The following is a 24,448-nucleotide window of genomic DNA, read 5'->3' on the forward strand; positions in this document are numbered from 1 at the left end:
TTCATCTGGGCGACACCGGCAGAGGTGGTCGGCGGACGGCTGCAACTTGTCGTGCTACAGCCGATCACAGCTTCGAGCACACGGGGCGCGGCGTACCAGAGCGGGTTCGGCCAGACGCTGCTCGCTGCGCAAGTGGCCTGGAAGCTCGGTAACAATATCAACTTCAGCTACCTGCTCGGGGCCTACCTACCCAGCGAGACCAAGATCGTCATCCAAAATCCGGTTCTGCACCAACGTTTCGCCATCACATACAATGGCGATGGCTGGAACCTGACAGGCAACTTCCTGTACGGCACCTTCTTCGATACGCGATCGGCCAGCGGTACATTCTACCCCGACTTCCTCAACCTCGACCTCACGGCCACCAAGCATTTTGGCAAGTGGGAAATCGGGCCGGTAGCCTTCGGATCGACCGACCTTCCAACCAACAATCCGTCCTATGCTCGGCAAGGCCAGTTCGCAGTGGGCGGCCTCGTGGGTTACAACTTCGGCCCGGTCAATCTCCAGGCCTACGTTACGCGGGATGTTGTTCAGCGCAATTACGCAGGACTTGAGACACGCGGCTGGTTGCGCGTAACCGTGCCGATCTACCAGGATAAAGACGAGGCTCCTCAGCCTAGCCCGATCCTGCGCAAGTTCTGAAATCGTTTTGGACATGCGTTATGAGAGGCGTTCTCACCTGCGATGGATGCGCGAACGTCCCTTGCCGAGTCCTGCATGTCTGAATGGATCGGATCAAGCAGGACTCAGGGTTGGTCGTGAGCAGGAGCGGCGACCATATCCGCTTTTACGCAGTGTCGCCCAGAAGCGGGCCAGCCGAAATCTACCCTAACCAGCCCTCCCGCTTTCGACCCAACTGCGCCGTAGAAGCAGTCCGACGTCGTTCTCGAAAGCAGACATCGAAACTGGGCTCGCGCCGCCAAGGTACTCTTATGAGTGTTCGCCTTCCGAACTAGCGCCCCCCACTCGATCAATCCACAGTCTGCATCTGGACGACCCCGCCGAGTTCACCGGGCTTGCCCGAGACCACCACGAGGTAGCGCCGGCTAGCGCCGGCATCCGTGCGGGTGACCTGTCGGATCGGGCCGATCGCGTTGACGATTGCCGCGCCGGCCGGGTTGGTCATGAAGGCGGCGAGCGGCTCCAGGCCGGTCGCTCCCTTCGGATCGGCGGCGAGCGCCAGCACGAAGGGCATTTTCGCGGGCAGTCCCGTGACCGCGGCCTGCAGCGTCTGCAGCACGCCTTGGTCGAACAGGGTGACCTGCGTCGCCGGCTTGTCATCGGAACCGGTGAGCGTCAGCGCGCTGGTCTTGCCGGCAGCACCCAGCGGCTGGAGGTTCTGCTTTCCGTCGCCCTCCGGCACGGCGTTCGGGACGTAGGCGACGCCCTGCGGACCCTGCCCGATCGGCACCTCAGCGATCACCGTGTTCGACGCCGTGTCGATCACCGCCGCCATGTCGGCGTTCTCCAGGCCGACATAGACGCGGCTGCCGTCGCCCGAGGGCCAGAGCCCGTGCGGCAGGGCGCCGGTCGCGATGGTGGCGACCTGAGAGAAGTCGTCGGTGCGGAACACCTTGAGCTGGTTCAGGCCGCCGATCGTCACGTAGGCGAACTGGCCGGCCTTGGTCGAGACGATGTTGACGTGGTTGGTGATCGGCCCGGTCTCGATCGTCTTCAGCGGCGCGAAGGGCGGACGCGCCGAAAACACTTGGGTGCGGCCGACATCCTTGAGGGTGAACCACACCTGCTTGCCGTCCGGCGTCGCGGCGATGTCAGGGCAGAACGGGCTCTCCTGCTTCACGCGGCCGACGATGGTGTGGGTCTTGGTGTCGATGACGACGGTCTCGGGGCTGAAGCTGGAGCAGACGTAGCCGTAGGCGCCGTCCGGCGAGAAGATCGTCATGCCGGGCCCGTTCGGTACGGTGGTCCGGCGGGTCTCCTTGGCGGTGGCGGCATCGAGCACCGCGATATGGTCCTCGCCGCGCACGCTCACCCAAACCTCTCGGCCGTCCGGCGTGAAGAAGGCTTCGTGCGGCGAGCGGCCGACATAGGCGGTGTGGCGGACCGCGTTGGTCGCCGTGTCGATGAAGCTCACGGAGTTCGAACCGATCGAGACCGCGAGCAGGGTCCTGTGGTCCGGCGAGAAGCCCATGCCGTGAACCAGAAGCTGCCCGCGATAGAGCGGGCTCAGGTTCATCGGCGTCGGGTCGCCGAGCCGGATCACCCCGAGCAGGGTGTTGGCGGCGGGATCGACCACCGAGACCGTGTTGGAGAACTGGTCGGAGGTGTAGAACCGATCCTTGCCGCTAACCGGCACGTCCGGGGCGGAAGCTGCGCCCGGGGCCTGCCCGGCGAGCGCCGGGCCGGAGAGCAGCGCGAGGGCGAGGATAGTCAGGGCGGTCTTCATCGGCGGGTCTCCGAGGGCATGGCGGCGGGGGCCGCACCGTGGTCGTGGGAATGGGTCGCACCAGTCGATGGCTGCGGCGCTTTGGGAAGACTGGCGAGCGCACGGCGCATCACATCGATCTCCTGGCCCTGCTCGACGACGATTCCCTGCGCGAGGCGACGCAGGAACGGATCCTTGCCGTAGAGCAGCTCCGCCTTGGCCATCGCGATCGCGCCCTCGTGGTGGGGGATCATCATCGCGGCGAAATCGCGGTCGGGATCGCCCGAGGGCGGGACCATCATGTCGGCGTGCATCCGCGTCATCGACTGCGCCATCATCGCGTCGAACGACGTTGACGACGCGGCCGGAGGCTCGCTGGCGGCCAGCGTCGGGCGCATCATCATCCGGACGCCGACGAGGCCGCTCGCCATCAGCGCCGCCGTCACGGCAAATCCCAGTGATCCGCGCATGCGGCCTCCTCGCGATCCGGTATCGATGGAAGGGATGCCAGAGGACCGGCTTTATTCCGCGGCGGGGCCGAAAAAGCGTTCGCGCCGATGGGATCGCCTTTTTTCGTGTGTCAGCGGAATAAAGGCGCCCGTTCCGCATCCCTCCCGATGCGGTCATGCTCGACCGCGGGAGACTTCACCCATGCGCAATCTGCTGATCCGTACCGCCTTCGCGGCTGTCGCCTTCTCCGCCGTGGCCGCCCAGGCCGCCCAGGCCGCCGCGCCCGCCATCACGGCCGAGACCGCCAAGGGGCCGGCGCTCGTGGATGCCAAGAGCATGACCCTCTACACCTTCGACAAGGACATGGGCGGCAAGTCGATGTGCAACGGCCCCTGCGCCGCCAACTGGCCGGCCCTGACGGCTGCCTCCGGATCGGCGGCCTCCGGCGATTGGACGACGGTGACCCGGGACGACGGCACGATGCAGTGGGCCTACAAGGGTAAGCCGCTCTACACCTTCGCCAAGGACACCAAGCCGGGCGACACCACCGGTGACGGCTTCCTCAACGGTGCGTGGCACATCGCAAAGCCCTGATCGGTGAATGCCCGGATCGGCTCCCTCTGATTGGGACACGTCGTTGGACGAGATCGCCGCCCTGATCGAACCGCAGATCCCGGCCCTGCGGCGCTACGCGGTCGCGCTTCTTCGGGATCGCGAAGCGGCGGACGACCTCGTCCAGGACACCCTGGAGCGGGCATTGTCCGCCTGGTCCGGGCGTCGCCGCGACGGCGACCTGCGGGCGTGGTTGTTCACGATCGAGCGCAACCTGTTCCTCGCCGCCGTCCGACGCCGGGGCCGGCGCGGCGCCGATCTCGGCGCGGAAGCGTTGGATCAGGTGCCCGATCCGAGCGCCGACCCGGGGGCAGCTTTGGGAGCCCGTGACGTACTCTCCGGGCTCGACACCCTGCCCGAGGAGCAGCGCTCGGTGTTGCTCCTCGTGGCGGTGGAGGACCTGTCCTATGCCGAAGCGGCACAGGTGCTCGGGGTGCCGCTCGGCACGGTGATGTCACGATTGAGCCGGGCGCGCACGCGGATGCGCGGATTTTTGGAGACGGGCCGGACAGGCCTGCTGAGGAGGGTGAAATGAGCGGGGATCCGCGCCCGGTCGGCGAGGACGATCTGCACGGCCTGATCGACGGCCGCCTTGAACCGGAGCGGCAGGCGCTGGTCGAGGCGTGGCTCGCGGGGAACCCCGCGCGTGCGGCTGAAGTCTCGACGGACCGAGTTCTGCGCGAGCGCCTGCGCGCCCGCCTCGCGCCGATCGCCGAGGAGGCGATCCCGGCGCGACTGCGGGTGGCCAACATCCGCTCGCGACACCTGTACCCTGGCGCACGCTGGTTCCCCATGGCGGCTGCGGCCGTGCTCTGCCTCGCGCTCGGCGGTGCCGGCGGCTGGGTCGGCCATGCCCTGCACGGTGTGCCCGCGGCGGCGGCGGTGGCGGAGGCACCGGCGACGCAGGACGCGGTCGCAGCCTTCCGCACCTTCGTGGTCGAGGCGGTGCATCCGGTGGAGGTGCGCGCCGACGAGAAGCCCCACCTCGTGACGTGGCTCTCGAAGCGTCTCGGTCACGCGGTCGCGGCCCCCGACCTCTCGGCGCAGGGCTTCCGGCTGATGGGCGGGCGCCTGTTGCCGGCCGGCACCGAGCCCGCGGCGATGTTGATGTACGACGACGACCGCGGCACCCGGCTGACGCTCTACAGCCGCGTCGGTGACGGCGACGGCCGCACGCTCTTCCGCTTCGCCCGCGAGGGCGACATCGCTGCCTTCTCCTGGGTCGATGGTGGCATGTCCTACGTCATCACCGGCCGCACCGACGAGGCCCGGCTGCTCTCCGTCGCGCAGGCGGTCGATGCGCACGTCCGCGGCCTCGCGCCGGATCGACGGCAGCCATGACCCTCGATCAGCTTCGCATCTTCGTGGCCGTGGCGGAGCGGCAGCACGTGACCCGGGCTGCCGAGGCGCTGAACCTCGTCCAATCGGCGGTCAGCACGGCGATCGCCAACATCGAAGGGCGGCACGCGGCCAAGCTGTTTCACCGGGTTGGCCGCGGGATCGAGCTGACCGAGGCGGGGCGTGTGTTCCTCGTCGAGGCCCGCGCCGTGCTCGCCCGCGCCGAGGCGGCCGAACTGGTGCTCGCCGACCTCAGCGGCATGCGGCGTGGGACGCTGGCGCTTTTTGCCAGCCAGACCATCGCCAGCGACTGGCTGCCTCGCCACCTCGTCGCCTTCCGCCGGGCCTACCCTGAGATCGCTATCCGGTTGGCGGTGGGCAACACCACCGACGCCGCCGACGCGGTGCGCGCGGGGCAGGCCGAACTCGGCTTCGTCGAGGGGGCGCTGGACGACCCGACGCTCGCAAGCACGACCATCGCCCAGGACAAACTCGTCCTCGTGGTCGCCCCGGCCCATCCCTTCGCCGGGGCGGCTGCACTCGCACCCGAAGACCTCGCTGGGGCCGACTGGGTGCTGCGCGAAGCTGGATCGGGAACCCGCTCGGCCTTCGAGGCGACCCTGGGTGCGGCCGGCCTTGCCGCGGCCCAGCTCCGGGTTATGCTCGAACTGCCCTCGAACGAGGCAGTGCGCGCCGCCGTCGAGGCCGGGGGCGGGGCCGCCGTCCTGTCCGAGACCGTGGTCGCCGCATCGCTTCGAACCGGGACCCTGGTCCGGGCGGCGTTCGACTTACCGAGCCGGCCGTTCCGGGTGCTGTGCCACAAGGAGCGCTACCGCAGCCGGGCCGCCGACGCGCTTCTCGACCTGATCGCGACGGCGAACATCAAATGAGCGAGCCCGCGAAACTCGTGCCCCCCGACGACCCGCGGGTGAGGCTCGCCGAGGACCGGACGGTGCTGGCAGCCGAGCGTACGTTCGTGGCGTGGCTTCGCACCGGGCTCGCCTTCCTGGGCGTCGGCTTGGCCGCGCAGCGCTTCCTGCGTGAGGTGCTGGCGGTCTGGCCGCTGAAGGTGCTGTCGCTCACGTTGATCGCCTGCGCGCTCGCCTCGTTCGCCGGCGCCGCATGGCGGGACCGGGCGATCCGGGCGCGTCTCGCCCATGCCGAGATCCCGATGATGCCGCGCATCCTCACCATCGGGATCGCGGCCTTGCTGATCGCGATCTCGGGCCTCGCGGCCACCGCCTTGCTCTGGGCGTAAGGGGTCAGGCCACGGTGACCCGCACCCGGTGCCATGCGGCGCTGAGGTAGCCCTTGTAGTTCCAGGTGTCGTCCGGCGCCGCAGGCTGGGTCTGGCCGGCCGAATCCCAGGCACGCACCGCAAGTTCGTGCTCGCCGGCCGTCAGCTCGCGCTCGATCTCCCAGAACGTCCAGGCGTAGGGCGCGTCGGCATCGCGCTCGATCCGGGCCTGCGCCCAGCTGCGGCCGCCATCCGTCGAGACGTCGACGCGGGCGACCGCGCGGTCGCTGGCGATGGCATAGCCGCGGATCGCGTGCCGGCCGGCCTTCAACGCCGCGCCGCGGGCGGGCTCGCAGATCGCGCTGTTGAGCGGCATCGCCTCGATGGTGATGCCGTGGGCCGGGTCGGCGGTCTCGGCCGTCACGTCGGGCGGAAACAGCTTGTAGTCGTCAGCCTGCATCGGGTTGTCGGAGGGCCGGTCCTGAACCGAGATGCGGGCGAGCCACTTCGGGCTGCGGATACCGGCAAATCCCGGAACGACCACGCGCAGGGGGTGGCCGTGCTCGGGGGCGAGAGGCTCGCCATTCATCGCGAAAGCGAGCAACGTCTCGGGGGCCAGCGCCTTGGCGAGCGGGATCGAGGCGCCGAAGCGCGTGTCCGTGTCCGCGATCCGGTCGTGGCTCTCGAAGGCGACGTGCCGCTCGCGGCTGGCGTCGATTCCAGCGGCGCGCAACACGTCGGCGAGCCGCACGCCGGTCCATTCCGCATTACCGATGGCGCCGGGCGCCCACGGATCGCCGGAGACCGGGGCCACCGCCAGCATGTCGGCCCGGCGGTTGCCGGCGCATTGCATCACCGCGGTGACGGTGACGGGCTTGAAGCGCGCCTTGAGGTCGGCGACGGACAGTTCGAGCGGCGCGGCGACCATACCGTCGACCGTCAGGCGGTAGCTGTCGGTATCGAGGTCCGGGATATCGCCGTGGCTGCGGACGTAGAAGTCGGCCTGATCGGTGAGGAAGGCCGCGCGCAGGCGATCGAGCGGCGGCTCGGCGTTGTAGGGCGCCTCGCCGTGGACGATCAGGCGGTCCTTGCGCTGGAACAGGCCGAGCATGGGGTCTTTGTCCTGCGTTCGTGACGTGTCGACGACGAGAACGCGCCGGGGGCGATAAGGCCCCCGGCACGCGTCGTTTCACGGCTTCATCGTCGAGACGACTACGTTCTTCGCGCGATCGACCACGGCGACGCTGAGGTCGCGGTTGAGGACGTAGGCATGGACGTTGTCGGCCGAGAACGCGATCGCCTGGCGCGGCTCGTTCAGGCCGGTCACCGTGGCGACGACCTTGAGCGTGCCGGTGTCGATCACCGAGAGCGAGTTGTCCTTGAGGTTGCCCGAATAGACGAAGCGCCCGTCCGGGGTCAGCGCGGCGCCGTAGGGGTCCTTGCCCACCGCCACCTCGGAGGTGACCTTACGGGCGGCGACATCGACCACACCGATGGTGTTGCGGCCGCTGTTGGCGGCAAACATCGTCCTGCCGTCCTTGGTGATCGAGATGGCGCGCAGCTTGTCGAACCCGGCGATCTCGCCGGTGATCTTGTTGGTGGCGGTGTCGACCAGGGTGATCTTGTCGCCGAGGAAGTTCGTCACGAACACGGTCTTGCCGTCCGGCGATAGCTTCACGCCCTGGCGCGGCTGCGCGAAGCCGGGGATCACGGCCTCGGCGAGCATGGTCTTGGTGTCGAACACGGTCAGCGTGCTCGCCGCCTCGTTGTTGACGTAGAGCTTGCCCCCGTCGGCCGAGAGCACCGTGCCGAAGGCCCCGGGCCCGGCGGCCAGAACGCCGGCCTCCTTGCCGGTGGCGGTCTCGTAGGCCGTGATCCGGCCGGTGCCGCTGTCGGAGACGTAGAAGCGGGCGCCGTCCGGTGCGAACACGATGTTGCGCGGGGTCACGAAGCCATCGAGGCGGCGCAGCACGGTGCCCTTGGCGACATCGTAGACGATGACGCTGCTCTCCTCGCTGTTCGACACAGCGGCGACGGTCCCGGCGGCGTTCAGGGCCAGCGCGTTGTTCTTGATCGCGCCGTCGAAGCCGGCGGCGAACCCGGGCTGGCCCTGGGCGAGGAGCAGGGCGGCTCCGGCGAGGAGGCCGCGGAGGCTGGTACGGACGTGGGTCATGAAGCGTGTCTCTCGGGCATGCGCCCTCGTTCGGCGGCCTGGGGCCGGCCGTGCGGGCGGGTTCGAAATCGGATTGCGTCCTGCGGGACCGGTCAGGCCCTGCATCGCCTTAGAGAGATGCCAGCGAGCGCGGTCTATTCCCCGAGGCCGGCGGAAAAAGCGCGGCGGCCTCGGGATTCGGGGGTTCAGGGCGTCGGCTTCAACGCCGTGAGGTAGTCGACGATGGTCTGCACGTCGGCCTGATCGACCGGAGCCTTGTAGACGTGAACCATCTTGTTCACGGTCTCGGTCCACTGCGCCTTCGAGAGCTTGGGCTGGGTCAACACCATCCCGGCCGAGTGGCAGGCGAGGCAGTTGTTGTTGACCGCCTCGGCCCCGGGCCCGTCGGGGAAGATCCGGTCGGAGGTCGGCATCTCGATCGATTGCGAGGTGAAGCGCATCGGCTCGGGAGCCGGGGTGGCGAGCGCCACCAGGGGAGACAGTATGAGCGCGACGCTGAGGGCCGCAGAGCGGATCGGGGTCATGGCTGTTCTCCTCAAGCGGCCTGGAAGGACACGGCCTCGATGCCGTTCTGCATGAAGCCGGCCCCGTTCCAGACCCGTTCCTTGGGCTGTGCGACGCCGTTGGTGTTGGTGCAGCGGACCCTGACCGTGTGGGTGCCGGCGGCCGGCGCCGGCAGGCTGCCCTCGAAGCGACGGAAGCTGTAGGGGCCCTCGTCCACGCCGAGCTGTGCTGGAAACCACGTCGCCCCGCCGTCGCCTGAGAACTCGACCGTCTTCACCCCACAATCGCCGCCGAAGGCGATGCCGCGAACGACCACGGGCGTTCCAGCCGCCACCTTTGCGCCGTCCTGCAGGTTGGTGACGAACGAGCGTGGCACCATCCTGTTGATCGGCACCGTCTTGAAGCCGGTCTGGCCGGGCTTGATGTTGGCGCCCGGCACGTCCGGGATGCGGTAAGCGGTCTTCATCCAGTACTGGTCGTCGGGCTTGTCCAGCACCTCGATGTCGGACAGCATCTTGACCCAGTAGGTCGAGTACCAGCCCGGCACCACGAGGCGGAGGGGGAAGCCGTTGAGCAGCGGCAGCTGCTCGCCGTTCATGGCGTAGGCGATCATCACCTCACCATTGTTGGCGAGGTCGAGATCGAGCGACTTCTTGAAGTCTGGCGCGTCGTCGACCACAGGCTCGTCGAGGCCGCTGAAGCGAACCTGCACGGCGCCGGCCTTCACCCCGGCCCGTTCGAGCACGTCCTTGAGGCGCACGCCGGTCCATTTGGCGTTGCCCATCGAGCCGTTGGCCCATTGCGCGCCGGGCACTCGCGGCTCGAACAGACCGCGCGAATTGCCCGAGCACTGGTTGACCGCGGCGATCTCGAAGCGGGGAAGGCCGGCGATGGCGTCGAGGGAGAGCGAGAGTTCTTTCTCGACATGGCCGTGGACCTTCAGCCGGAAGGTGCCGGCGTCGACCTCGGTCGGGATCGAGGCCCAGTGCCAGCGCACGTAAAAGCGGTCGTTGGGGGTGAACACGCCCTCGTCGAACACCGCAAACGGCGTCTCCAGCAGCGGCGGATGGGTGCGCTGGAGGATCATCTCGCCTTTGCCGGGAAAGGCCGTGGTCAGATCCCGCACATCCGGGCCGCCGGGTAGCGGCAGCTTCACCGAGCCCGCGGCCCAGGCCGGCATCGCGGCGGCGAGGCTGCCGAGCCCGAGCCCGCCTAACAGGAGGCGGCGGTTCGTCGGTCTGTCCAATCCGTGCATGGTCTCTCCCTTCAAAGTTCGTCGGCGTCGATGCGTTCGAGGGCACCGGACCCGTGGCGATTCCTTGCGACTAGGGAGATGCTACGGGATGCGTTTTATTCCCACCAACGGTCTTTCGCGATGCGAACGATCTCCCAACGCGATGATTTGAGAATTTTGGATCTCCGCGCCGGTGGTGCTAGATATCGTCTCGACGTCAAACCGCCGGTGCTTCGACAGGCGCGGCCCTGCGATGCCCGAACAAGGCGTGACGCTCGGCGAAACCGCGAAGGGCGACAATGCCGAGCGGTTCGAGGGCATGCGCCAGGCCGTGGAGGAAGGTGTCGGTGGCGATCAGCGGCGTGTCGTAGGTCTTGCACAGGCGCTCGACGCGAGCGAGCACGTTGAGATCGCGGCCGATCGCCGTGAAGTCGACCCGGTCGCCGCCGCCGATATTGCCGTAGGCGACCTCCCCAACATGAAGTGCGACGCCGACCTCAAAGGCAGCCCTGTCACCGTCGCGCAGGGTCGCAAGCGCATCGAGTGCGGCCTCGGCGGCACGCAAGGCGGCACGGCGCGCCTCGGCCTCGTCGCGATCGGCATCGAACACGGCCAGCAGCCCGTCACCAATATACTTTAGCACCTTGCCGCCTTCCGCCTCGACGGCCGGCACGATGGCATCGAACATCCGGTTGAGGGCGGCCACGATATGGTCGGGGCTTTGCCGGTCGGACAGTTCACCGAACCCGCGCAGGTCGGTCAGCATCATCGCGGCCCGCATGAGGCGCACGTCTCCGCGCCGCACCGTGCCGGCCAGGATCTGCCGCGCCGGGTCGCGCCCGACATAGGCGCTCAGCACCGCGCCGAGCATGTCGTCGAGCGCCTTGATCTCGAACAGCAGCGAGAACGGCTCGACCAGCGCCAGCAACGTGTCGATCTCGATCGGCGTGAAGCCGCCCGGTCTCACCGTGGCCCAGGAGGCGGCGCCCATGCGTCCACGCGCGGCGCGCAGCGGCACGAGGAGGTAGTCGGTCAGACCCTCGTCGCGAAGCTCGCCGAGCACGGGAAACGGCAGCAGCCCATCCCCGTCGAGACGGTATCGGAACGGGGTACGAGTCTCGACCACGTGCTCGACGGTGTTGCCGTGGAAGGTCGGCGTCCCCTCGATGCCGTGGCGGCGACGCAGGGCTATGCTCGGCGCTCCTGGATGCCAGACGCGCATTACCCACTGGAACGAGGGATGCAGGGTCGGCGCGTGGGTGGTGGCGCGGGCCAGTTGCAGGCCGAGCCCCGAGAGGCACGCACTGAAACCGTCGAGAAGGGCTGCCGCGTCCGCCGCTTTGCGACCCGGCCCCATCAACCATCCTGTCGCCTGCGCGACCGCCTCGGACGAAGATTGGGACGAACGTGTCACGGCAGTTCTCCCATCGAGAAGTCAGATCGATGCCATAGCGCGGATCAGACAAGGCCGAGCACATGGATCAGGCCGAGGCTGACGGCGGCGATGGCAAGGAGCGAGGCGACCACCGCCAGGGTCACCCGCGCCCCGGCCTTGGCGACGCTACGCACGTCGACCCCGAGGCCGAGCGCCGCCATCGAGACCACGGTCAGCACGTTGGCGGTCTCCGACATCGGCGCGAGGGCGACCTGCGGGATCAGCCCGGCCGAGCGGAGCCCCGCGAGCGCCAGGAAGGCGAGGATGAACCACGGCACCAGGCGCTGGATCGCAAGGCCGCCGCGGGCCGGGCGGTCGCCGACTGTGACGCCGGGGGCGGCCTCGTCGGTCTCCTCGCGCAGCCGGCTCGCGCCGAGGAAGAGCACCAGGACGACCGGGCCGAGCATCAGCACCCGGACGAGCTTCACCAGGGTTCCGACCTGGACGCTGAGCGCCGCGACCGGCGCGGTGGCGGCGAGAACCTGGGGCACGGCGTAGACGGTGAGGCCGGCGAGCACCCCGTACTGCATCGGCGACAGGCCGAGCAGCGGCACCAGCAGCGGCAGGCCGAGCACCACCAGCACGCCGAGCACCGCGGTGAAGGCGATGGAGGCGGCGACGTCCTCGCCGTCGGCGCCGATCACCGGGGCCGTGGCGGCGATGGCGGAGTTCCCGCAGATCGAGTTGCCGCAGGCGACGAGGATCGCCATGCGCGGGTGCAGCCCGAGCACCCGGCCGATGCCGTAGCTCGACAGGATCGCGGCTACGACGACGCCCGCGATGCCAAAGAGCAGGCCTGGACCGGCGGCGAGGATCGTCGTGAGGCTGAGCGAGGCCCCGAGCAGAACGACCGCGATCTCCAGCACGGTCTTGGCCCCGAAGGCGATGCCGGGAAAGAAACGCTGCGACGGGGTCCAGGCGGTGCGGATCGCGCTCCCGAGCAGGATTGCCAGCACCAGGGCTTCGAGCCAAGCGCGACCGAACAGGTGCGTCTCGACGGCCTCGAAGCCGACCGCTGCGGCGGTAACTGCCACGCAAAGGCTCAGTCCTGGAAGGATGGCTCTCGTGCCGGCCAGGGCACGCATCGATCGAGGGTGGGAGACAAGTCTGGGGGCGGGCATGGATGGCTCCGATGTGATGCCGGAGAATCCCACTTCCCTTTCGTTCACTCCAACGGAATGATTAGATAATTCCCATCAACTGAATAGATGAAAGGAGGCTTCCTTTGCAGCTTGCGGAGATCCATTTTGGGGGGCCGACAGGCGCATTCAACTGTCGATCTAGCGGGCCTCGATCGTCGTATCCGCAGCAAACTCATAGATCCTGACGGAGCCCGTCGCGAGTTCGAGGTGCTCGACCTCCGCCGGGCTGAGGTCGTCGAGCGCCATAGCGAGCGCCCGCAGGCAATTACCGTGGGCGACGACGAGCACGTCCCCGCCCATGACCGCCGGTAGGATGGATCGGAGGTAGCATGGCACGATGCGGGCGAGGGTATCGCGCAGGCTCTCACCGTTCGGCGGCGCCTCGGCGTAGGAGCGCCGCCAGGTCTCGATCCGCTCCGCCCCCCAGCGCGCATCGGCGGCGGTCCTGTCGAGCCCGCTGAGGTCGCCGTAGTCTCGCTCGTCGAGCGCGGCGAAGCGTTGAGGGATTAATCCAGGTTGCCCGAGCGTATCGAGGATAAGCCGGCCGCTCACGACGGCCCGCGTCAGCGTCGAGGTGAAGGCATCGGAAAAGCGCCAGCTGCGCTCGGCCAAACGCCTCCCGGCTGCCACGGCTTCTATCCGACCCTGCTCGGTCAAGGGCGAGTCCAGCAATCCCGTGAACAGACCGGATCGGTTGGCTACGCTCTGGCCATGCCGGACCAGCACGAGACGTCGCGTGATTGGGGCTTTGCGATCGTGAATCACTCTGTCTCCCAAGGCAGAGCACTTTTGCGCCGGTCGCATCGCCTCTGATGAAGTCGGCATCCGGATGCTGCCCCGGCCGCGCAACGGATGGCGAGCAAGGCCGCACATCATATTCCTCCCTGCGACTCTTGCGTATTCGGCCTATCCGGACCTTTTCCGAGAATGGCGGCAACCTCGATCCTGGAGCGCTTTCTTCCCGCGCAGTAAGGACCATCAACGGCAAAGTTTTTTCGAACGCAGCGGCCCCAGAAATTTCGATAAGTGCGGGACGAAGGCGTCGAGGTTCTGTGTCGTCGTTCTTTCGCAATACGGCCGACGAACGACGCCGGCTTGCGACACCTCAGCCACCGACGAAACCGTCCCAGGCGCCGCAAGTTGACCAGTTCGCGGTATTCCCAGGCGCGTTCAGGCCAGGGCTCACATCCGTGATGTTAGGGACGTGGGGGATGCCGGTGCGGAGCGAGGAACACGGCCCGGGCGGTATCGCCCCCGGGTTGCTTCAGGCGGCGGTCGAGGCGTCCGGCGAGGCCATCCTGATCACCTCGGCCGAGCTCGATGAGCCGGGCCCCCGCATCGAGTACGCCAATCCTGCCTTCACCGACATGACCGGCTACGAGTTAGCGGAGGTGCTGGGACGCTCGCCACGGTTCCTGCAGGGACCGAGGACTGACCGCGCCGTGCTCGACCAGCTCCGCGCCTCGCTCCAGGCCGGTGAACCCGCACGGGGCGAGGCGGTCAACTACCGCAAGGACGGCTCGACCTACATGGTCGAGTGGCTCATCACGCCGGTGCACTGCGGCGACAGCCAGATCACGCATTGGGTCTCGGCCCAGCGGGACGTCACCGACCGCCGCGGCTTCGAGGATCGCCAATCCCTGATGGTTCGCGAGCTCCATCATCGGGTCAAAACACTCTCGCGACGGTCCAGGCCGTGCTAAACGCGACCCTGCGCTCGTCCGTCACGATGGACGAGTTCTCAAGCGCCTTCGGCGGTCGCATCATGTCGCTGGCCCGGACGCACTCACTGATCACCGAGGACCAAGCGCAGGTTGCCTCGTTTGAGGGGCTGCTGCGGGCCGAGCTCGACCCCTACGCCGACGGCGGGCGGATCTCACTCCGAGGACCGCCCCTGCTACTTCCCTCCGACCTCGCCGTGCCCGTCAGCATGGCGCTGCACAAACTCACCACCAACGCCTTCCGACACGGGGCCCTGGCGGATCCAGGCGGGCGGGTCGAGGTAACCTGGGCGGCCGAGGTCGAGGAGACGGGTCCCTGGCTGGCCTGGACGTGGAACGAGCATGACGGGCCGCCGCCGACCCTGCCGACCCGCGAGGGTTTCGGCACCCGGCTCCTCATGAAAATCCTGACCGCACAGGTCGCGGCCGAGGTCGACATCAAGTTCGATGCCGACGGATTGCGCGTCCATGTCAGGGTCCCGCTCGGACGCGGCTGAAGGACTTCCAGTCGGAACGATACCGCGATCGACGCTCCCCGCGCGGGGCCGACCGCTATTTGAATTGAGCCGCTGGTTCGGCATGAAGCGTTGCGGAGGCGACCGTATCGCGGTCGCGGCTCGTGGGCGTCGGGACGGCGTTCCGAGTAGACAATCCGCCCGTGGCCCGCGGTTCAGGGGACAAATCCGGCGATGTGGGTGCGCAGTCGCCAGTTCCCCGGCCGCATCGTCACCGTGAGCAACTCAAAAATCTTCTCAAACCCGGTCTACGAAGACACCGGCGACTTCCCGTACACCCAGGAAGCTATTGCCGCTCATGCTTCCAGGCCGCCGAGTTTCCGCGCCTCAGGTCTTCGGGACCTCCATGCCGCGTCGGACGGCAGGCCGCTCGCCGACCCGGGCCAACCACGCATGCACGTTCGGGACGTCGCCGAGCGTGCCAGCGAGTGGTTCCTTCAGGAACGACGTGGCCGCCACGGTCCAGGCGTAGCAGGCGATGTCGGCGATGGAGTAGTCCGCGCCCGCGAGGTAGGCCTCCTCGCCGAGCCGCTTGTCCATGACGTGCAGCAGGCGGTCGGCCTCGTCGGTGAACCGCTTGATCGCGAGCGGCGCCTTCTCGTCGGAGCGTACCGCGAAGAAGCCGAGCTGGCCCAGCATCGGACCCAGCCCGCCCATCTGCCAGTGCAGCCACTCCAGGGCCTTATAGCGGGCAGGCCCAGAGTGTGCGAGGAAGTGCCCGGTCTTCTCGGCGAGATAGGTGAGGATCGCACCGCTCTCGAATACCGAAAGGGTACCGCCCTCCACCTCGTCGTCGACGATGGCCGGGATCTTGTTGTTGGGCGAGACCTTTAGGAAGTCGGGGGCGAACTGCTCGTCCTTTCCGATGTTCACCGGCACCACCGTGTAGGGTATCGCGCACTCCTCAAGCATGATCGGGATCTTGCGACCGTTCGGGGTCGACCAAGTATAAAGCGTGATCATGCGCGTCCCTTTCGCTTTGCGTCCTCCGGCGGTCTGAGTCCCTATCGAAGGGTCGCGGATTCGCCGGGCTTCAGATGGGGGTCGCCACCGTCGGGGCCTCCGAGGGACACGTGATCGTTCAGGCGTCCCAGGTGCTCGAAGACGTGCTCGAAGGCATCGGTCACGGCGCGCTCGAAGGAGCCGTCGCCCTTGCCCTGTGCGTCCTTCAGGGCCGCCAACAGCGCGCGGTGCTTCTCGGTATCCGCCGACATCGTCTAATTCCTCCCTACCGGTTGCAGGCCCGGCTCTGGGAGCCAATTTTCCTGAAGCAAGGCGGTTCCCGGCGGTCATGCGGTCCACGGCTTTCGGATCCCAGAAAACTTGCCCGCCTGCGTGGCTTGGCGGCCCGGGCACGCTCCGGTGACGCGCATCTCGTCTGGGGGTATGCGGGACCGACCGCATTCCGAGCCCATCGTTAGGAGACCCGCGCGTGGAGCGTGCCGCGAACCTCACCACGGACGACTTCCGCGCCCTCGCCGACGCGCTGCCCCAGATGGCCTGGGTCGCCGAGCCGAACGGCGACATCATCTGGTACAACCAGCGCTGGTACGACTACACCGGCACCACCATCGAGCAGATGTTCGGCTGGGGCTGGCGCGACGTCCATCACCCCGATCACGTCGAGCGCGTCGTGGAGCGCATCAGCGAGGCGTTCCGGACCGGCGAGCCGTGGAAGGACACCTTCCCGCTCCGGGGCGCCGACGGCGAGTACCGCTGGTTCCTGTCGCTGGCACAACCCCATCGCGGGCCGGACGGGGCCATCCTGCGCTGGTTCGGGACCAACACCGATATCACCGAGCGCAAGGGGCTGGAGCGCCGGCTCGCCCGTCACGCCATGGACCTGCGCCGATCCAACGAGGAGCTGGAGCAGTTCGCCTACGTCGCCTCACACGACCTTAAGGCGCCGCTGCGCGGCATCGAGAACCTCGTCGGCTGGATCGAGGAGGACCTGGAGGGTTCGCTGACCGGCGACGTCCAGACCAACATGGAATTGCTCAAGAGCCGGGTGCGGCGGCTCGACAGCCTGCTCGACGACCTCCTAGCCTACTCCAGGGCGGGACGGGCCGACGCGGCGATGGACACGGTCGACACGAAGGCGCTCGTCGAGGAACTCGCCATCCTGGTCAGCCCTCCCGAAGGCTTCGCAATCACCGCAGACGACACCCTGCCGACGTTGCGGGCGGCCCGGGCCCCGCTGACCCAGGCCTTGCAGAACCTGATCGGCAACGCCATCAAGCATCACGACCGACCGGCCGGGGGGCATATCCGGGTCGAGGCCAAGCCGGCGGGGGACGAGGTCGAGTTCGTCGTGACCGACGACGGGCCGGGCATACCCGAGCAGTTCCGCGAGCGCGTCTTCGGCATGTTCCAGACGCTCAAGCCCCGCGACGAGGTCGAGGGCAGCGGCATGGGGCTGGCCATCGTGCGCAAGCTGGTCGACCGCCAGGGTGGCAAGATCTGGCTCTCCGACGGGCCCGACGGGCGCGGCTTGGCGGTGCATTTCACGTGGCCGCGAGACGGCCGGAAGGGACAGGCGGATGGGCTCGACGGTTAACATTCTGCTGGTCGACGACGACGAGGTCGACGTTCAGGGGCTCAAGCGCGCCTTCAAGAAGAGCAAGATCGGCAACCCGATCACGGTCGCCCGCGACGGCGTCGAGGCCCTGGAGATCCTGCGCGGCGAGAACGGACATACCAAGCTGCCGAGGCCTCACCTGATCCTGCTCGACCTGAACATGCCGCGCATGAACGGCATCGAGTTCCTGGAGGCGATCCGCGCCGACCAGGACCTGCGTTCGGCGGTGGTGTTCATGATCACCACGTCGAAGGCCGACGAGGACCGGATGCGCGCCTACGGGCACAACGTCGCCGGCTACATCGTCAAGCGCGACCCGGCCAATACCTTCATGGAAGCGGTGGCGCTCCTGGAGCACTACTGGAAGGTGGTCGAGTTTCCTGCATAGTCCCCATCGTGACGAACCCGACCCGCATCCTCCTGATCGACGACGACGCGGTTGACCGCGCGGCCGTGCGGCGGGCCTTGGCCAAGTCCGGCCTCGCCCACACCCTGACCGAGGCCGCCGGCGGCGAGGATGGCGAGCGCCTCGCCTCCGAGGAAACGTTCGACTGTATCCTGCTCGATTATCGCCTGCCGGGCATCGACACGTTCGCGCTCCTGAAGACCCTGCTGGCGGCCGAGGGCGAAGCGCGGGCGGTGCTGATGCTGACCGGCGAGGCCGACCCGGACCTGGCGACGCGGCTGATGCGGACCGGCGCGCTGGACTACATCGACAAGGCCGAGGTCACGCCTTCCGGCCTGGCGCGGGCGATCCGCTTCGCCGAGGCTCGACGCGCCTTCCAGGCAGAACTCGCCGAAGCCCGTCGTGAGGCGGAGGCGAAGTCCCTCGAACTCGACACGCTGAACCGGCAGAAGTCGCTGCTGTTCTCGATCATCGCCCACGACCTGCGCAACCCGTTCCAGGCGCTGCTCGGACTGTCGGAAGTGCTCGGAAAGGCCGTCGCGGCGCGCGACCCCGCCTCCATCGAGCGTCGCGCCAAAGGTATCCACGAGGCAGCGACGCAGGCCTACGCCCTGCTGGAGAGCCTGTTCTCCTGGGCGAGCCTGCAGATGGACACGTTGGCGGTCACCCTCACCGACGTCGACCTCGGCACCCTGGCAGGAGACGTCCTGAAGGGAGCCGCCGAGGCCGCCTCGGACAAGGGGCTGAGCTTGGAAGCGTCCTGCGGCCGCACGGTGGTGCGGGCGCAGCGGGACATGCTCGCCACGGTGTTGCGCAACCTCGTCAGCAACGCGATCAAGTTCACGCTGCCCGGCGGCACCATCACGGTCGCCGCCCGACGTGAGGGCGACGAGGTCGAGATCTCGGTCACGGATACCGGCGTCGGCATGCCGCCGGGCAGGGTGGACGACCTGTTCAGGCTGGACCGGCGGACGACGACGAACGGGACGGCGGGCGAGCGCGGGAGCGGCCTGGGCCTGCTGCTGTGCCGGGACCTCGTCGAGCGCCAGGGTGGCGTGCTCGAAGTCAGGAGCGCCGTCGACCAGGGGACGACCTTCCTGTTCCGGCTGCCCGTATCCGGCATCGTGCATGCCGCACCGCTCGCCACGGCATCCTGACGGTTTGATCAGAGCAGGCCTCGGGGATCGAAGTTCCAGGCGCCGCACCCCGTTGCGGCCAGTGGAGGCGCCGCGGCACGTGTCCGCCGGCTATTCCCGCCCGATAAGGTTCTCGATGCGACCGGCCCGTGTCTCTCTCAGATTCCCGCGTACCAGGCGTAGCCCTGATCCTCCCAGTAGCCGCCCTTGCCCTCCCCGATGTCGGCGAAGCTCTCGACCACCTCGATCCGCATCACGTACTTGGCCTGCTTGTAGCCGAGGTTGCGCTCGACCCGCAGGCGCAGGGGCGCGCCGTTCGCCACCGGCAGTGCTTTCCCGTTCAACTCGTAGGCGAGGATGGTCTGGGGGTGGAACGCATCCACCAAGTCGATGCTCTCGTAGTAGCGCACCGGCTCGGTGGCCGGCTCGGTGTCCGCGGCCTGCTGTCCGCCGGAGTCCCGCTTGTCCTCACCCCCGCCCGTTTGCTTGGTCATCGCGGGGTTGGCGTTTCCGCCGGACGTCGCCGCGTCCGCATCGTCCGCGTCGGTGCCGGTGTCGTCTCCCTGATCCATCGTATCGGCGCAGTGGAACACGACGTAGCGTGCCTGGGACTTGAGGCGGGTCTGGGAAAGCAGGTCCGCGAGGGGCACGCCGGTCCACTTGCCGATGGCGCTCCAGCCCTCGACGCAATCGTGCCGGGTGACCTGCGTGCGGGACGGCATCTTGCGCAAATCGGCCAGCGACAACTTGAGCGGGTCCTCGACCAGGCCGTCGACCTCCAAGCGGTAGGTCTCGAACTTGCGCCTCGCGAGCGCCTTGTACGACTTGTCGGGCGGGTCCTCGGTGCCGTTCGGCTTGAACCACGGCGAGATGTCCGCCTCGGTGAACTCGGGTGCCAGCGTGCGATCCGTCAGGAGGAGGCGCTGCACGAACAGGTTGGCGTCCTCGCCGGTCTTGAGCGTGCGCCGGAACCACTCCGCCTCGCCGAGCCGGTCACAGCCGCCGAGCATCGCGGTGCCGGCCGCAGCGGTGGCGCCAAGCAGGATTGCGCGGCGGCTGGGCGGGCGGGTCATGAGGCGCGTCCCGTGCCATCTGCGGCGGGGGCCGGCTCGACCTTGCGCTCGATCACGAACCATCCGGTGAGCATGCCGCGCATGTTGTTCCAGAAGCCCGAGAGCACGACCAAAGCGACATGGACGAGGACGAACAGGACCAGCAGGGCCGCCACGACGAAGTGGACCGTGCGCGCCGATTGCCGGCCGTCGAACAGCGTCAGGAGGAAGGGAAAGGCTGCGTCCATCGCCGGCGACATCGCCAGGCCGGCCAGCACCTGCACCGGCAGCAGCACGAACAGCACCACGGCGTAGGTCAGCTTCTGGATGACGTTGTAGCGCTTGGCCTCGTCGCCCTGCGGGAAGCGTAGGGTCAGGTGCTCCCATACCGAGGCGCCGAAGTGGCGGACTTGGTCACGCTGCGGGATGACCCGGAACCGAAGCTGCCCGCTGAGCAGGCCGTAGAGCAGGTACAGGGCGCCGTTCAGGACGAAGGCCCAGGCGAAGAAGAAATGCCAGCTGCGCCCACCGGTGAGGTCCTGGTCGCTCGGCAGGGTCAGCCACGCGGGGAAGCCGCGGTCGGCAGCCTCGCCGTCGCTCCCGGTGGACGAGCCAAGCCAGCCGGTGGTGTCGAACGTCCGCCCCAGGACCGTAGTGACACCCTTGGGCGGGTCATCCTCGGTCTGGGACATCGCCAGGAGGGGCGTGTCGAAGGTCGAGACCTTACCCCAGTACAGGGCCGGGTGGGCGTTGAAGATCTGCAGGCCGCTCATCAGCAGGACAAGCAGGCAAAGCGCGTTGAACCAATGGGTGACGCGTATGACGACCGGGTGCCGAAACATCCAGCGCCGGTGTTCGACCTCGCCCGTGTCGGGTGCGGTACGCGTCAGGTAAGTGCGGGGCACGAGGGCAGCGGATCCTGCAGGACGGGGGCGCGGCGACCGACCCGAGGATCGAGCCGCCGCGTTCATGATGGCCGCTTACATGCGGTTCATCATCATCTTCCGCTTCATCATCCGGCGCTTCATCATCTTCTTATGCATCATGCGCTTCTTCATCATCATGCGCTCGCTGCTGCTCATGCGGACCTGGGTGATGCCGGCCGGGGCGGACTGAAGGCCGTTCGGTCCCATCGGGGCCGCCGAAGCTGCGCCGGTTCCGAGCACGAGGCCGCCGAGGACCGTAGCGGCGAGCGTGAGGGTGGTGATCTTCATTCGTCGTCTCCTGTACGGGGAAGGAATCCCCAATCGCACGGGGAGGCAAGGGAAGAAACGCGTCGCAAGTTCCTGATTTTACGAATAAAATATCTGCGCCCGATGCCGGCTGGGCGCAACTTTGCCGGCGCTGAAGCAGGGCCCCACGCCGCGCCCTGGTCGGGCGTACGCCGACATGTACGGAGACTCGCTCCGGAAAGTTTTAGCCCCGGCAAGGAAAGGTGTGATGGCGGCCAATCTTATTGCCGCATCAGTGACGTCCATGCCGAGGCCGCGAGCCAATACCTGAGGCCCCAGGGCATCGCCGAAGATGCGCCAGACGGCCATGCCGACTATCAACAAGTTCTCGATGCGCAAGACGACACCAAGCGACACGCTGCCCGGGCCGGCGCAGCAAGGGCGGCTATCGAAAGGATCAGGGCTCACCCTGGTACGCGGGAATCTGAAGGTCGGCCTGCCGGTGGCGGCCTTGGTCTGGGACGGCGCGCCGCTCTTCCAGCGCCCATCGTAGCCGCGTGCGGTCTCCCGCGCCATCAAGAGCATCCCTATGCCCGGGCCGGATTGCGACGAAATCGCCCACGGCGCTGCGGACAGCTCGGCGTTGCCGATCTTTGACAGTCCATGGTCGGCATGGGACGGACACGGCATGTCGAGCACGCCGACCCGCAACATCGCCCTGACCACGGTCCCGGAGAATTACATCCGGGCGCAGGTCGCGTCCGGCCGCCACCCGAATGCCAGCAAGGTCGTCCGGACGGGGCTTCGCCCGCTCATGGAGCACGACCGAGGTTCGCCCCGCTCGAAGGCGGTGGTCGAGGACCGGCCGAGCCGATGAGCGCCCTCGCGCACGTGGCCGCCCCGCACGACTTCCAGGCCGACATCGACCTCGTCGGCGGCATCGAGGCGATCCCCACCATCCTCGCCGTCGCCTGCCGCGTGAGCGGGATGGGTTTCGCGGCCGTGGCCCGGGTCACAGAGGACCGCTGGGTCGCCTGTCGGGTCAAGGACGAGATCTCCTTCGGCTTGCGGGCCGGCGACGAGCTGGAGGTCGCCTCGACCATCTGCCACGAGATCCGGCAGAGCCGGACGCCCGTGGTGATCGATCACGTCGCCGCGGACGCCGCCTATTGCGACCATCCCACGCCGGCGCGGTACGGTTTCCAGAGCTACGTCTCGATGCCCATCGTTCTGCCGGACGGCACGTTCTTCGGCACGCTCTGCGCCATCGACCCGAAGCCTGCGTCCGTCGACCGGCCCGAGGTCGTGGGCACCTTCGGGATGTTCGCCGACCTGATCGCCTTCCACGTCGACGCCCACCGGCGCAACGCCTCGGCGAACGACGCCATCCGCAGCGAGGCGTTCGTCCGGGGCATTCTCGCCGCGAGCCCCGACTGCGTGAAGGTGCTCTCCGCGGAGGGCCGGTTGGAGTACATGAACGAGCGCGGCCTCGACCTCATCCAACTCGGGTCACTCCAAGACGTACTCGGTCAGGAACTCGCCGACCTGTGGCCGGACAGCGAGCGCGCCAGGATCAGGACGGCGGTCCGGACGGCGGCGTCGGGCGTGCCATCGCGGACCGAAGGGTACTGCCCGACCGCGAAGGGTGAGCCGCGCTGGTGGGAGGTGAGCTTCGCGCCGTTCCGTGTCGAGGGAACGGGCGAACTCAAGCTGGTCGGCGTCTCGCGCGACATCACCGAACGGGTGAGGGCCGAGGAGGAACGCCGGGAGAGCGCCGCGGCGCTGGAAGCCTTGAACGCGACCCTCGCCGACCATGTCGAGGCACGCACGCAGGAGCGGGACCGCATCTGGCAGGTCAGTCATGACATGCTCGGTGTCGCCGATGGGAAAGGGGTGTGGCTCAGCGTCAACCCGGCCTGGACGGCCATCCTGGGCTGGCAGTCGGGCGAGGTCATCGGGCGCACCTCGGAATGGCTGGAGCACCCTGACGACCGCGCGGCGACCCGAGCCGAGGTCGCGCGGCTCGCCGCCGGGCAGACCACGCTCGCGTTCGAGAACCGGTTCCGCACTCGCGACGGTGGTTACCGGATACTGTCGTGGCGGGCGGTTCCGGTCGAGGGATTGCTCTACTGCGTCGCCCGCGACGTCACCGAGCAGCGCGAGCGGACGATGCTGCTCGAACAGGCCGAGGAGGCGCTGCGGCAGTCGCAGAAGTTGGAGGCCGTCGGGCAACTGACCGGCGGGGTGGCGCACGACTTCAACAACCTGCTGACCATCATCCGCTCGTCGGTCGACTTCCTGCGTCGGCCGAACCTGCCCGAGGAGCGGCGGAACCGGTACATGGACGCGGTTTCCGACACGGTCGACCGCGCCGCCAAGCTGACCGGCCAGCTCCTGGCCTTCGCGCGGCGCCAGACGCTCAAGCCCGAGGTGCTGGAAGTCGGCGCCCAGCTGCGGGCGGTTGCCGACATGCTCGACACGGTCACCGGCGCGCGCATCCGCGTGGTGACCGAGGCGCCGGACGCGCCCTGCTTCGTGCGCGCCGACCTCAGCCAGTTCGAGACGGCGCTGATCAACATGGCGGTGAACGCGCGCGACGCCATGGAGGGCGAAGGCACGCTGACCTTGCGGCTCGACTGCGCCGAGGGCATGCCGCCCATCCGCGGCCATGCCGCGGCGCCGGGCTTCTTCGCGGCGGTCTCCGTCGTCGACACCGGCTGCGGCATCGCCGCGGAGCAGGTCGGGCGCATCTTCGAACCGTTCTTTACGACGAAGCCCGTCGGCCAGGGTACCGGGCTCGGCTTGTCACAGGTGTTCGGGTTCGCCAAGCAGTCGGGCGGCGACGTCGACGTCGCGAGCGAGCTCGGCCGTGGAACCACCTTCACCCTCTACCTGCCCGAGGTAGAGGGGGTGATCCGCGACGAGCCGTCCGAGGTGCGGGACGGCGAGGCATTCCCGACCGGCGACGGACAATGCGTGCTCGTCGTCGAGGACAACGTCGAGGTCGGACGCTTCGCGACCCAGATCCTGGAGGATTTCGGATACCGCACGACCTGGGCGGCGAACGCGGAGGAGGCGTTGGAGAAGCTTGGCCCGGACGGGTCCGGCTTCGACGCGGTGTTCTCCGACGTGGTGATGCCCGGCATGGGCGGGTTCCAGCTCGCGAAGATCCTGCAGCGGCGCCTGCCCCACCTGCCGGTGCTGCTGGCCTCGGGTTACAGCCACGTCCTCGCCCAGGACGGACCCGACGGGTTCGAGTTGCTTCACAAACCCTACTCGGCCGACCAGCTCGGGCGTATCCTCGGCAAGATCGTCCCTTCCCAGGTCCGCCGTGGCTCCTCATCGGAATCCCGCTAG

28 protein-coding genes are annotated in these 24,448 nt (G+C 68.1%); 14 read left to right on the forward strand and 14 right to left on the reverse strand.

Annotation, left to right across the window (positions count from 1 at the left end; genetic code table 11):
- On the forward strand, window positions 1-642 hold a 642-nt coding region (locus BM228_RS27415), incomplete at its 5' end, for a transporter (RefSeq protein ID WP_139234228.1).
- Between the two features lie 328 nt (window positions 643-970).
- On the opposite strand, the gene BM228_RS27420 is transcribed toward BM228_RS27415, so the two are convergent.
- Both BM228_RS27420 and copM read right to left on the reverse strand, forming a co-directional pair.
- Window positions 971-2,407 (reverse strand): YncE family protein, encoded by a 1,437-nt coding sequence (locus BM228_RS27420; RefSeq protein ID WP_092045614.1) that lies wholly within the window; start codon window positions 2,405-2,407, stop codon window positions 971-973.
- A complete protein-coding gene (copM, locus tag BM228_RS27425) occupies window positions 2,404-2,856 on the reverse strand; it encodes a CopM family metallochaperone (RefSeq protein ID WP_092045616.1) in 453 nt (150 codons plus the stop codon). The genes BM228_RS27420 and copM overlap by 4 nt, the downstream gene beginning before the upstream one ends.
- Before the next feature lie 181 nt (window positions 2,857-3,037).
- Here copM and BM228_RS27430 point away from each other — a divergent pair, with 181 nt between their 5' ends.
- Genes BM228_RS27430 through BM228_RS27450 form a run of 5 tightly spaced genes read left to right on the forward strand, consistent with a single transcriptional unit; the run spans window position 3,038 to window position 6,044 of the window.
- A complete protein-coding gene (locus BM228_RS27430; RefSeq protein WP_092045617.1) occupies window positions 3,038-3,430 on the forward strand; it encodes a COG4315 family predicted lipoprotein in 393 nt (130 codons plus the stop codon).
- Window positions 3,431-3,473: 43 nt separating this feature from the next.
- Window positions 3,474-3,983 carry an RNA polymerase sigma factor gene (locus BM228_RS27435; protein ID WP_092045619.1) on the forward strand — a complete coding sequence of 170 codons (510 nt, stop codon included), beginning with the start codon at window positions 3,474-3,476 and terminating at the stop codon, window positions 3,981-3,983.
- Window positions 3,980-4,789, forward strand: coding sequence for an anti-sigma factor family protein (locus tag BM228_RS27440; protein WP_092045621.1), 810 nt, complete (start codon window positions 3,980-3,982; stop codon window positions 4,787-4,789). The genes BM228_RS27435 and BM228_RS27440 overlap by 4 nt, the downstream gene beginning before the upstream one ends.
- On the forward strand, window positions 4,786-5,676 hold the full coding sequence (locus BM228_RS27445) for a LysR family transcriptional regulator (RefSeq protein ID WP_092045623.1): 891 nt from the start codon (window positions 4,786-4,788) through the stop codon (window positions 5,674-5,676). Before BM228_RS27440 ends, BM228_RS27445 begins: the two co-directional genes overlap by 4 nt.
- The gene (locus BM228_RS27450; RefSeq protein ID WP_092045625.1) at window positions 5,673-6,044 is read left to right on the forward strand and encodes a YidH family protein; all 372 of its coding nucleotides are present in this window, start codon (window positions 5,673-5,675) and stop codon (window positions 6,042-6,044) included. The genes BM228_RS27445 and BM228_RS27450 overlap by 4 nt, the downstream gene beginning before the upstream one ends.
- A 4-nt stretch (window positions 6,045-6,048) precedes the next feature.
- Here the strand turns inward: BM228_RS27450 and BM228_RS27455 are convergent, their stop codons facing one another.
- From BM228_RS27455 to BM228_RS27485, 7 genes are all read right to left on the reverse strand, one after another.
- Window positions 6,049-7,134: a molybdopterin-dependent oxidoreductase gene (locus tag BM228_RS27455; RefSeq protein ID WP_092045627.1), complete on the reverse strand. Its 1,086-nt coding sequence runs from the start codon at window positions 7,132-7,134 to the stop codon at window positions 6,049-6,051.
- A gap of 78 nt (window positions 7,135-7,212) precedes the next feature.
- Complete coding sequence (locus BM228_RS27460) at window positions 7,213-8,196, reverse strand: beta-propeller fold lactonase family protein (protein ID WP_092045629.1); 984 nt, start codon at window positions 8,194-8,196, stop codon at window positions 7,213-7,215.
- 185 nt (window positions 8,197-8,381) lie between these two features.
- Window positions 8,382-8,720 (reverse strand): c-type cytochrome, encoded by a 339-nt coding sequence (locus BM228_RS27465; protein ID WP_092045631.1) that lies wholly within the window; start codon window positions 8,718-8,720, stop codon window positions 8,382-8,384.
- A gap of 11 nt (window positions 8,721-8,731) precedes the next feature.
- The gene (locus tag BM228_RS27470; RefSeq protein ID WP_092045632.1) at window positions 8,732-9,955 is read right to left on the reverse strand and encodes a molybdopterin-dependent oxidoreductase; all 1,224 of its coding nucleotides are present in this window, start codon (window positions 9,953-9,955) and stop codon (window positions 8,732-8,734) included.
- A 196-nt stretch (window positions 9,956-10,151) separates the two neighbouring features.
- Window positions 10,152-11,291: an adenylate/guanylate cyclase domain-containing protein gene (locus BM228_RS27475; protein ID WP_092045634.1), complete on the reverse strand. Its 1,140-nt coding sequence runs from the start codon at window positions 11,289-11,291 to the stop codon at window positions 10,152-10,154.
- A gap of 101 nt (window positions 11,292-11,392) precedes the next feature.
- The gene (locus tag BM228_RS27480) at window positions 11,393-12,454 is read right to left on the reverse strand and encodes a YeiH family protein (protein WP_092045636.1); all 1,062 of its coding nucleotides are present in this window, start codon (window positions 12,452-12,454) and stop codon (window positions 11,393-11,395) included.
- A gap of 195 nt (window positions 12,455-12,649) precedes the next feature.
- Window positions 12,650-13,252 (reverse strand): 2,3-bisphosphoglycerate-dependent phosphoglycerate mutase, encoded by a 603-nt coding sequence (locus tag BM228_RS27485; protein ID WP_208612108.1) that lies wholly within the window; start codon window positions 13,250-13,252, stop codon window positions 12,650-12,652.
- A gap of 470 nt (window positions 13,253-13,722) precedes the next feature.
- Here BM228_RS27485 and BM228_RS35585 point away from each other — a divergent pair, with 470 nt between their 5' ends.
- Together BM228_RS35585 and BM228_RS35590 are read left to right on the forward strand one after the other, a co-directional pair.
- The gene (locus tag BM228_RS35585; protein ID WP_244537328.1) at window positions 13,723-14,214 is read left to right on the forward strand and encodes a PAS domain-containing protein; all 492 of its coding nucleotides are present in this window, start codon (window positions 13,723-13,725) and stop codon (window positions 14,212-14,214) included.
- Window positions 14,208-14,729, forward strand: coding sequence for a sensor histidine kinase (locus tag BM228_RS35590; RefSeq protein ID WP_167367845.1), 522 nt, complete (start codon window positions 14,208-14,210; stop codon window positions 14,727-14,729). The genes BM228_RS35585 and BM228_RS35590 overlap by 7 nt, the downstream gene beginning before the upstream one ends.
- 345 nt (window positions 14,730-15,074) lie before the next feature.
- Here the strand turns inward: BM228_RS35590 and BM228_RS27500 are convergent, their stop codons facing one another.
- Window positions 15,075-15,710, reverse strand: coding sequence for a glutathione S-transferase family protein (locus tag BM228_RS27500; protein ID WP_092045642.1), 636 nt, complete (start codon window positions 15,708-15,710; stop codon window positions 15,075-15,077).
- A gap of 41 nt (window positions 15,711-15,751) precedes the next feature.
- Complete coding sequence (locus BM228_RS27505; protein ID WP_092045644.1) at window positions 15,752-15,961, reverse strand: hypothetical protein; 210 nt, start codon at window positions 15,959-15,961, stop codon at window positions 15,752-15,754.
- A gap of 218 nt (window positions 15,962-16,179) precedes the next feature.
- Here BM228_RS27505 and BM228_RS27510 point away from each other — a divergent pair, with 218 nt between their 5' ends.
- From BM228_RS27510 to BM228_RS27520, 3 genes are read left to right on the forward strand one after another with little or no spacing between them, the layout of a single operon-like run.
- Window positions 16,180-17,304, forward strand: coding sequence for a sensor histidine kinase (locus tag BM228_RS27510; protein WP_092045646.1), 1,125 nt, complete (start codon window positions 16,180-16,182; stop codon window positions 17,302-17,304).
- Entirely contained in the window at window positions 17,288-17,713 is a 426-nt protein-coding gene (locus BM228_RS27515; RefSeq protein ID WP_092045648.1) for a response regulator, read from the forward strand. Before BM228_RS27510 ends, BM228_RS27515 begins: the two co-directional genes overlap by 17 nt.
- 8 nt (window positions 17,714-17,721) lie before the next feature.
- The gene (locus BM228_RS27520) at window positions 17,722-18,888 is read left to right on the forward strand and encodes a hybrid sensor histidine kinase/response regulator (protein WP_092045650.1); all 1,167 of its coding nucleotides are present in this window, start codon (window positions 17,722-17,724) and stop codon (window positions 18,886-18,888) included.
- 137 nt (window positions 18,889-19,025) lie between these two features.
- On the opposite strand, the gene BM228_RS27525 is transcribed toward BM228_RS27520, so the two are convergent.
- The 3 genes from BM228_RS27525 to BM228_RS27535 all read right to left on the reverse strand — a co-directional run bounded on the left by BM228_RS27525 (window position 19,026) and on the right by BM228_RS27535 (window position 21,133).
- Window positions 19,026-19,940 carry a molybdopterin-binding protein gene (locus BM228_RS27525; RefSeq protein WP_092045652.1) on the reverse strand — a complete coding sequence of 305 codons (915 nt, stop codon included), beginning with the start codon at window positions 19,938-19,940 and terminating at the stop codon, window positions 19,026-19,028.
- Complete coding sequence (locus tag BM228_RS27530; protein WP_244537329.1) at window positions 19,937-20,824, reverse strand: cytochrome b/b6 domain-containing protein; 888 nt, start codon at window positions 20,822-20,824, stop codon at window positions 19,937-19,939. The genes BM228_RS27525 and BM228_RS27530 overlap by 4 nt, the downstream gene beginning before the upstream one ends.
- 75 nt (window positions 20,825-20,899) lie before the next feature.
- Complete coding sequence (locus BM228_RS27535; protein WP_092045654.1) at window positions 20,900-21,133, reverse strand: hypothetical protein; 234 nt, start codon at window positions 21,131-21,133, stop codon at window positions 20,900-20,902.
- A gap of 325 nt (window positions 21,134-21,458) precedes the next feature.
- Between BM228_RS27535 and BM228_RS34130 the strand changes: the two genes are divergently transcribed.
- The 3 genes from BM228_RS34130 to BM228_RS27550 all read left to right on the forward strand — a co-directional run bounded on the left by BM228_RS34130 (window position 21,459) and on the right by BM228_RS27550 (window position 24,448).
- On the forward strand, window positions 21,459-21,644 hold the full coding sequence (locus BM228_RS34130; RefSeq protein WP_167367846.1) for a hypothetical protein: 186 nt from the start codon (window positions 21,459-21,461) through the stop codon (window positions 21,642-21,644).
- Window positions 21,645-21,779: 135 nt separating this feature from the next.
- Complete coding sequence (locus tag BM228_RS27545; RefSeq protein ID WP_092045657.1) at window positions 21,780-21,968, forward strand: ribbon-helix-helix domain-containing protein; 189 nt, start codon at window positions 21,780-21,782, stop codon at window positions 21,966-21,968.
- The gene (locus BM228_RS27550) at window positions 21,965-24,448 is read left to right on the forward strand and encodes a PAS domain-containing protein (RefSeq protein WP_092045659.1); all 2,484 of its coding nucleotides are present in this window, start codon (window positions 21,965-21,967) and stop codon (window positions 24,446-24,448) included. Before BM228_RS27545 ends, BM228_RS27550 begins: the two co-directional genes overlap by 4 nt.

The sequence above is a fragment of the Methylobacterium pseudosasicola genome, assembly GCF_900114535.1.
GTDB lineage: Bacteria > Pseudomonadota > Alphaproteobacteria > Rhizobiales > Beijerinckiaceae > Methylobacterium > Methylobacterium pseudosasicola.

Bases quoted from the DNA above. Each gene is read 5' to 3' on its own strand.
- BM228_RS27420 (WP_092045614.1), bottom strand. From the start codon at position 2,407: ATGAAGACCGCCCTGACTATCCTCGCCCTCGCGCTGCTCTCCGGCCCG.
- copM (WP_092045616.1), bottom strand. From the start codon at position 2,856: ATGCGCGGATCACTGGGATTTGCCGTGACGGCGGCGCTGATGGCGAGC.
- BM228_RS27430 (WP_092045617.1), top strand. From the start codon at position 3,038: ATGCGCAATCTGCTGATCCGTACCGCCTTCGCGGCTGTCGCCTTCTCC.
- BM228_RS27440 (WP_092045621.1), top strand. From the start codon at position 3,980: ATGAGCGGGGATCCGCGCCCGGTCGGCGAGGACGATCTGCACGGCCTG.
- BM228_RS27445 (WP_092045623.1), top strand. From the start codon at position 4,786: ATGACCCTCGATCAGCTTCGCATCTTCGTGGCCGTGGCGGAGCGGCAG.
- BM228_RS27450 (WP_092045625.1), top strand. From the start codon at position 5,673: ATGAGCGAGCCCGCGAAACTCGTGCCCCCCGACGACCCGCGGGTGAGG.
- BM228_RS27455 (WP_092045627.1), bottom strand. From the start codon at position 7,134: ATGCTCGGCCTGTTCCAGCGCAAGGACCGCCTGATCGTCCACGGCGAG.
- BM228_RS27460 (WP_092045629.1), bottom strand. From the start codon at position 8,196: ATGACCCACGTCCGTACCAGCCTCCGCGGCCTCCTCGCCGGAGCCGCC.
- BM228_RS27465 (WP_092045631.1), bottom strand. From the start codon at position 8,720: ATGACCCCGATCCGCTCTGCGGCCCTCAGCGTCGCGCTCATACTGTCT.
- BM228_RS27470 (WP_092045632.1), bottom strand. From the start codon at position 9,955: ATGCACGGATTGGACAGACCGACGAACCGCCGCCTCCTGTTAGGCGGG.
- BM228_RS27475 (WP_092045634.1), bottom strand. From the start codon at position 11,291: ATGGGGCCGGGTCGCAAAGCGGCGGACGCGGCAGCCCTTCTCGACGGT.
- BM228_RS27480 (WP_092045636.1), bottom strand. From the start codon at position 12,454: ATGCGTGCCCTGGCCGGCACGAGAGCCATCCTTCCAGGACTGAGCCTT.
- BM228_RS35585 (WP_244537328.1), top strand. From the start codon at position 13,723: ATGCCGGTGCGGAGCGAGGAACACGGCCCGGGCGGTATCGCCCCCGGG.
- BM228_RS27500 (WP_092045642.1), bottom strand. From the start codon at position 15,710: ATGATCACGCTTTATACTTGGTCGACCCCGAACGGTCGCAAGATCCCG.
- BM228_RS27505 (WP_092045644.1), bottom strand. From the start codon at position 15,961: ATGTCGGCGGATACCGAGAAGCACCGCGCGCTGTTGGCGGCCCTGAAG.
- BM228_RS27515 (WP_092045648.1), top strand. From the start codon at position 17,288: ATGGGCTCGACGGTTAACATTCTGCTGGTCGACGACGACGAGGTCGAC.
- BM228_RS27525 (WP_092045652.1), bottom strand. From the start codon at position 19,940: ATGACCCGCCCGCCCAGCCGCCGCGCAATCCTGCTTGGCGCCACCGCT.
- BM228_RS27535 (WP_092045654.1), bottom strand. From the start codon at position 21,133: ATGAAGATCACCACCCTCACGCTCGCCGCTACGGTCCTCGGCGGCCTC.
- BM228_RS34130 (WP_167367846.1), top strand. From the start codon at position 21,459: ATGCCGACTATCAACAAGTTCTCGATGCGCAAGACGACACCAAGCGAC.
- BM228_RS27545 (WP_092045657.1), top strand. From the start codon at position 21,780: ATGTCGAGCACGCCGACCCGCAACATCGCCCTGACCACGGTCCCGGAG.
- BM228_RS27550 (WP_092045659.1), top strand. From the start codon at position 21,965: ATGAGCGCCCTCGCGCACGTGGCCGCCCCGCACGACTTCCAGGCCGAC.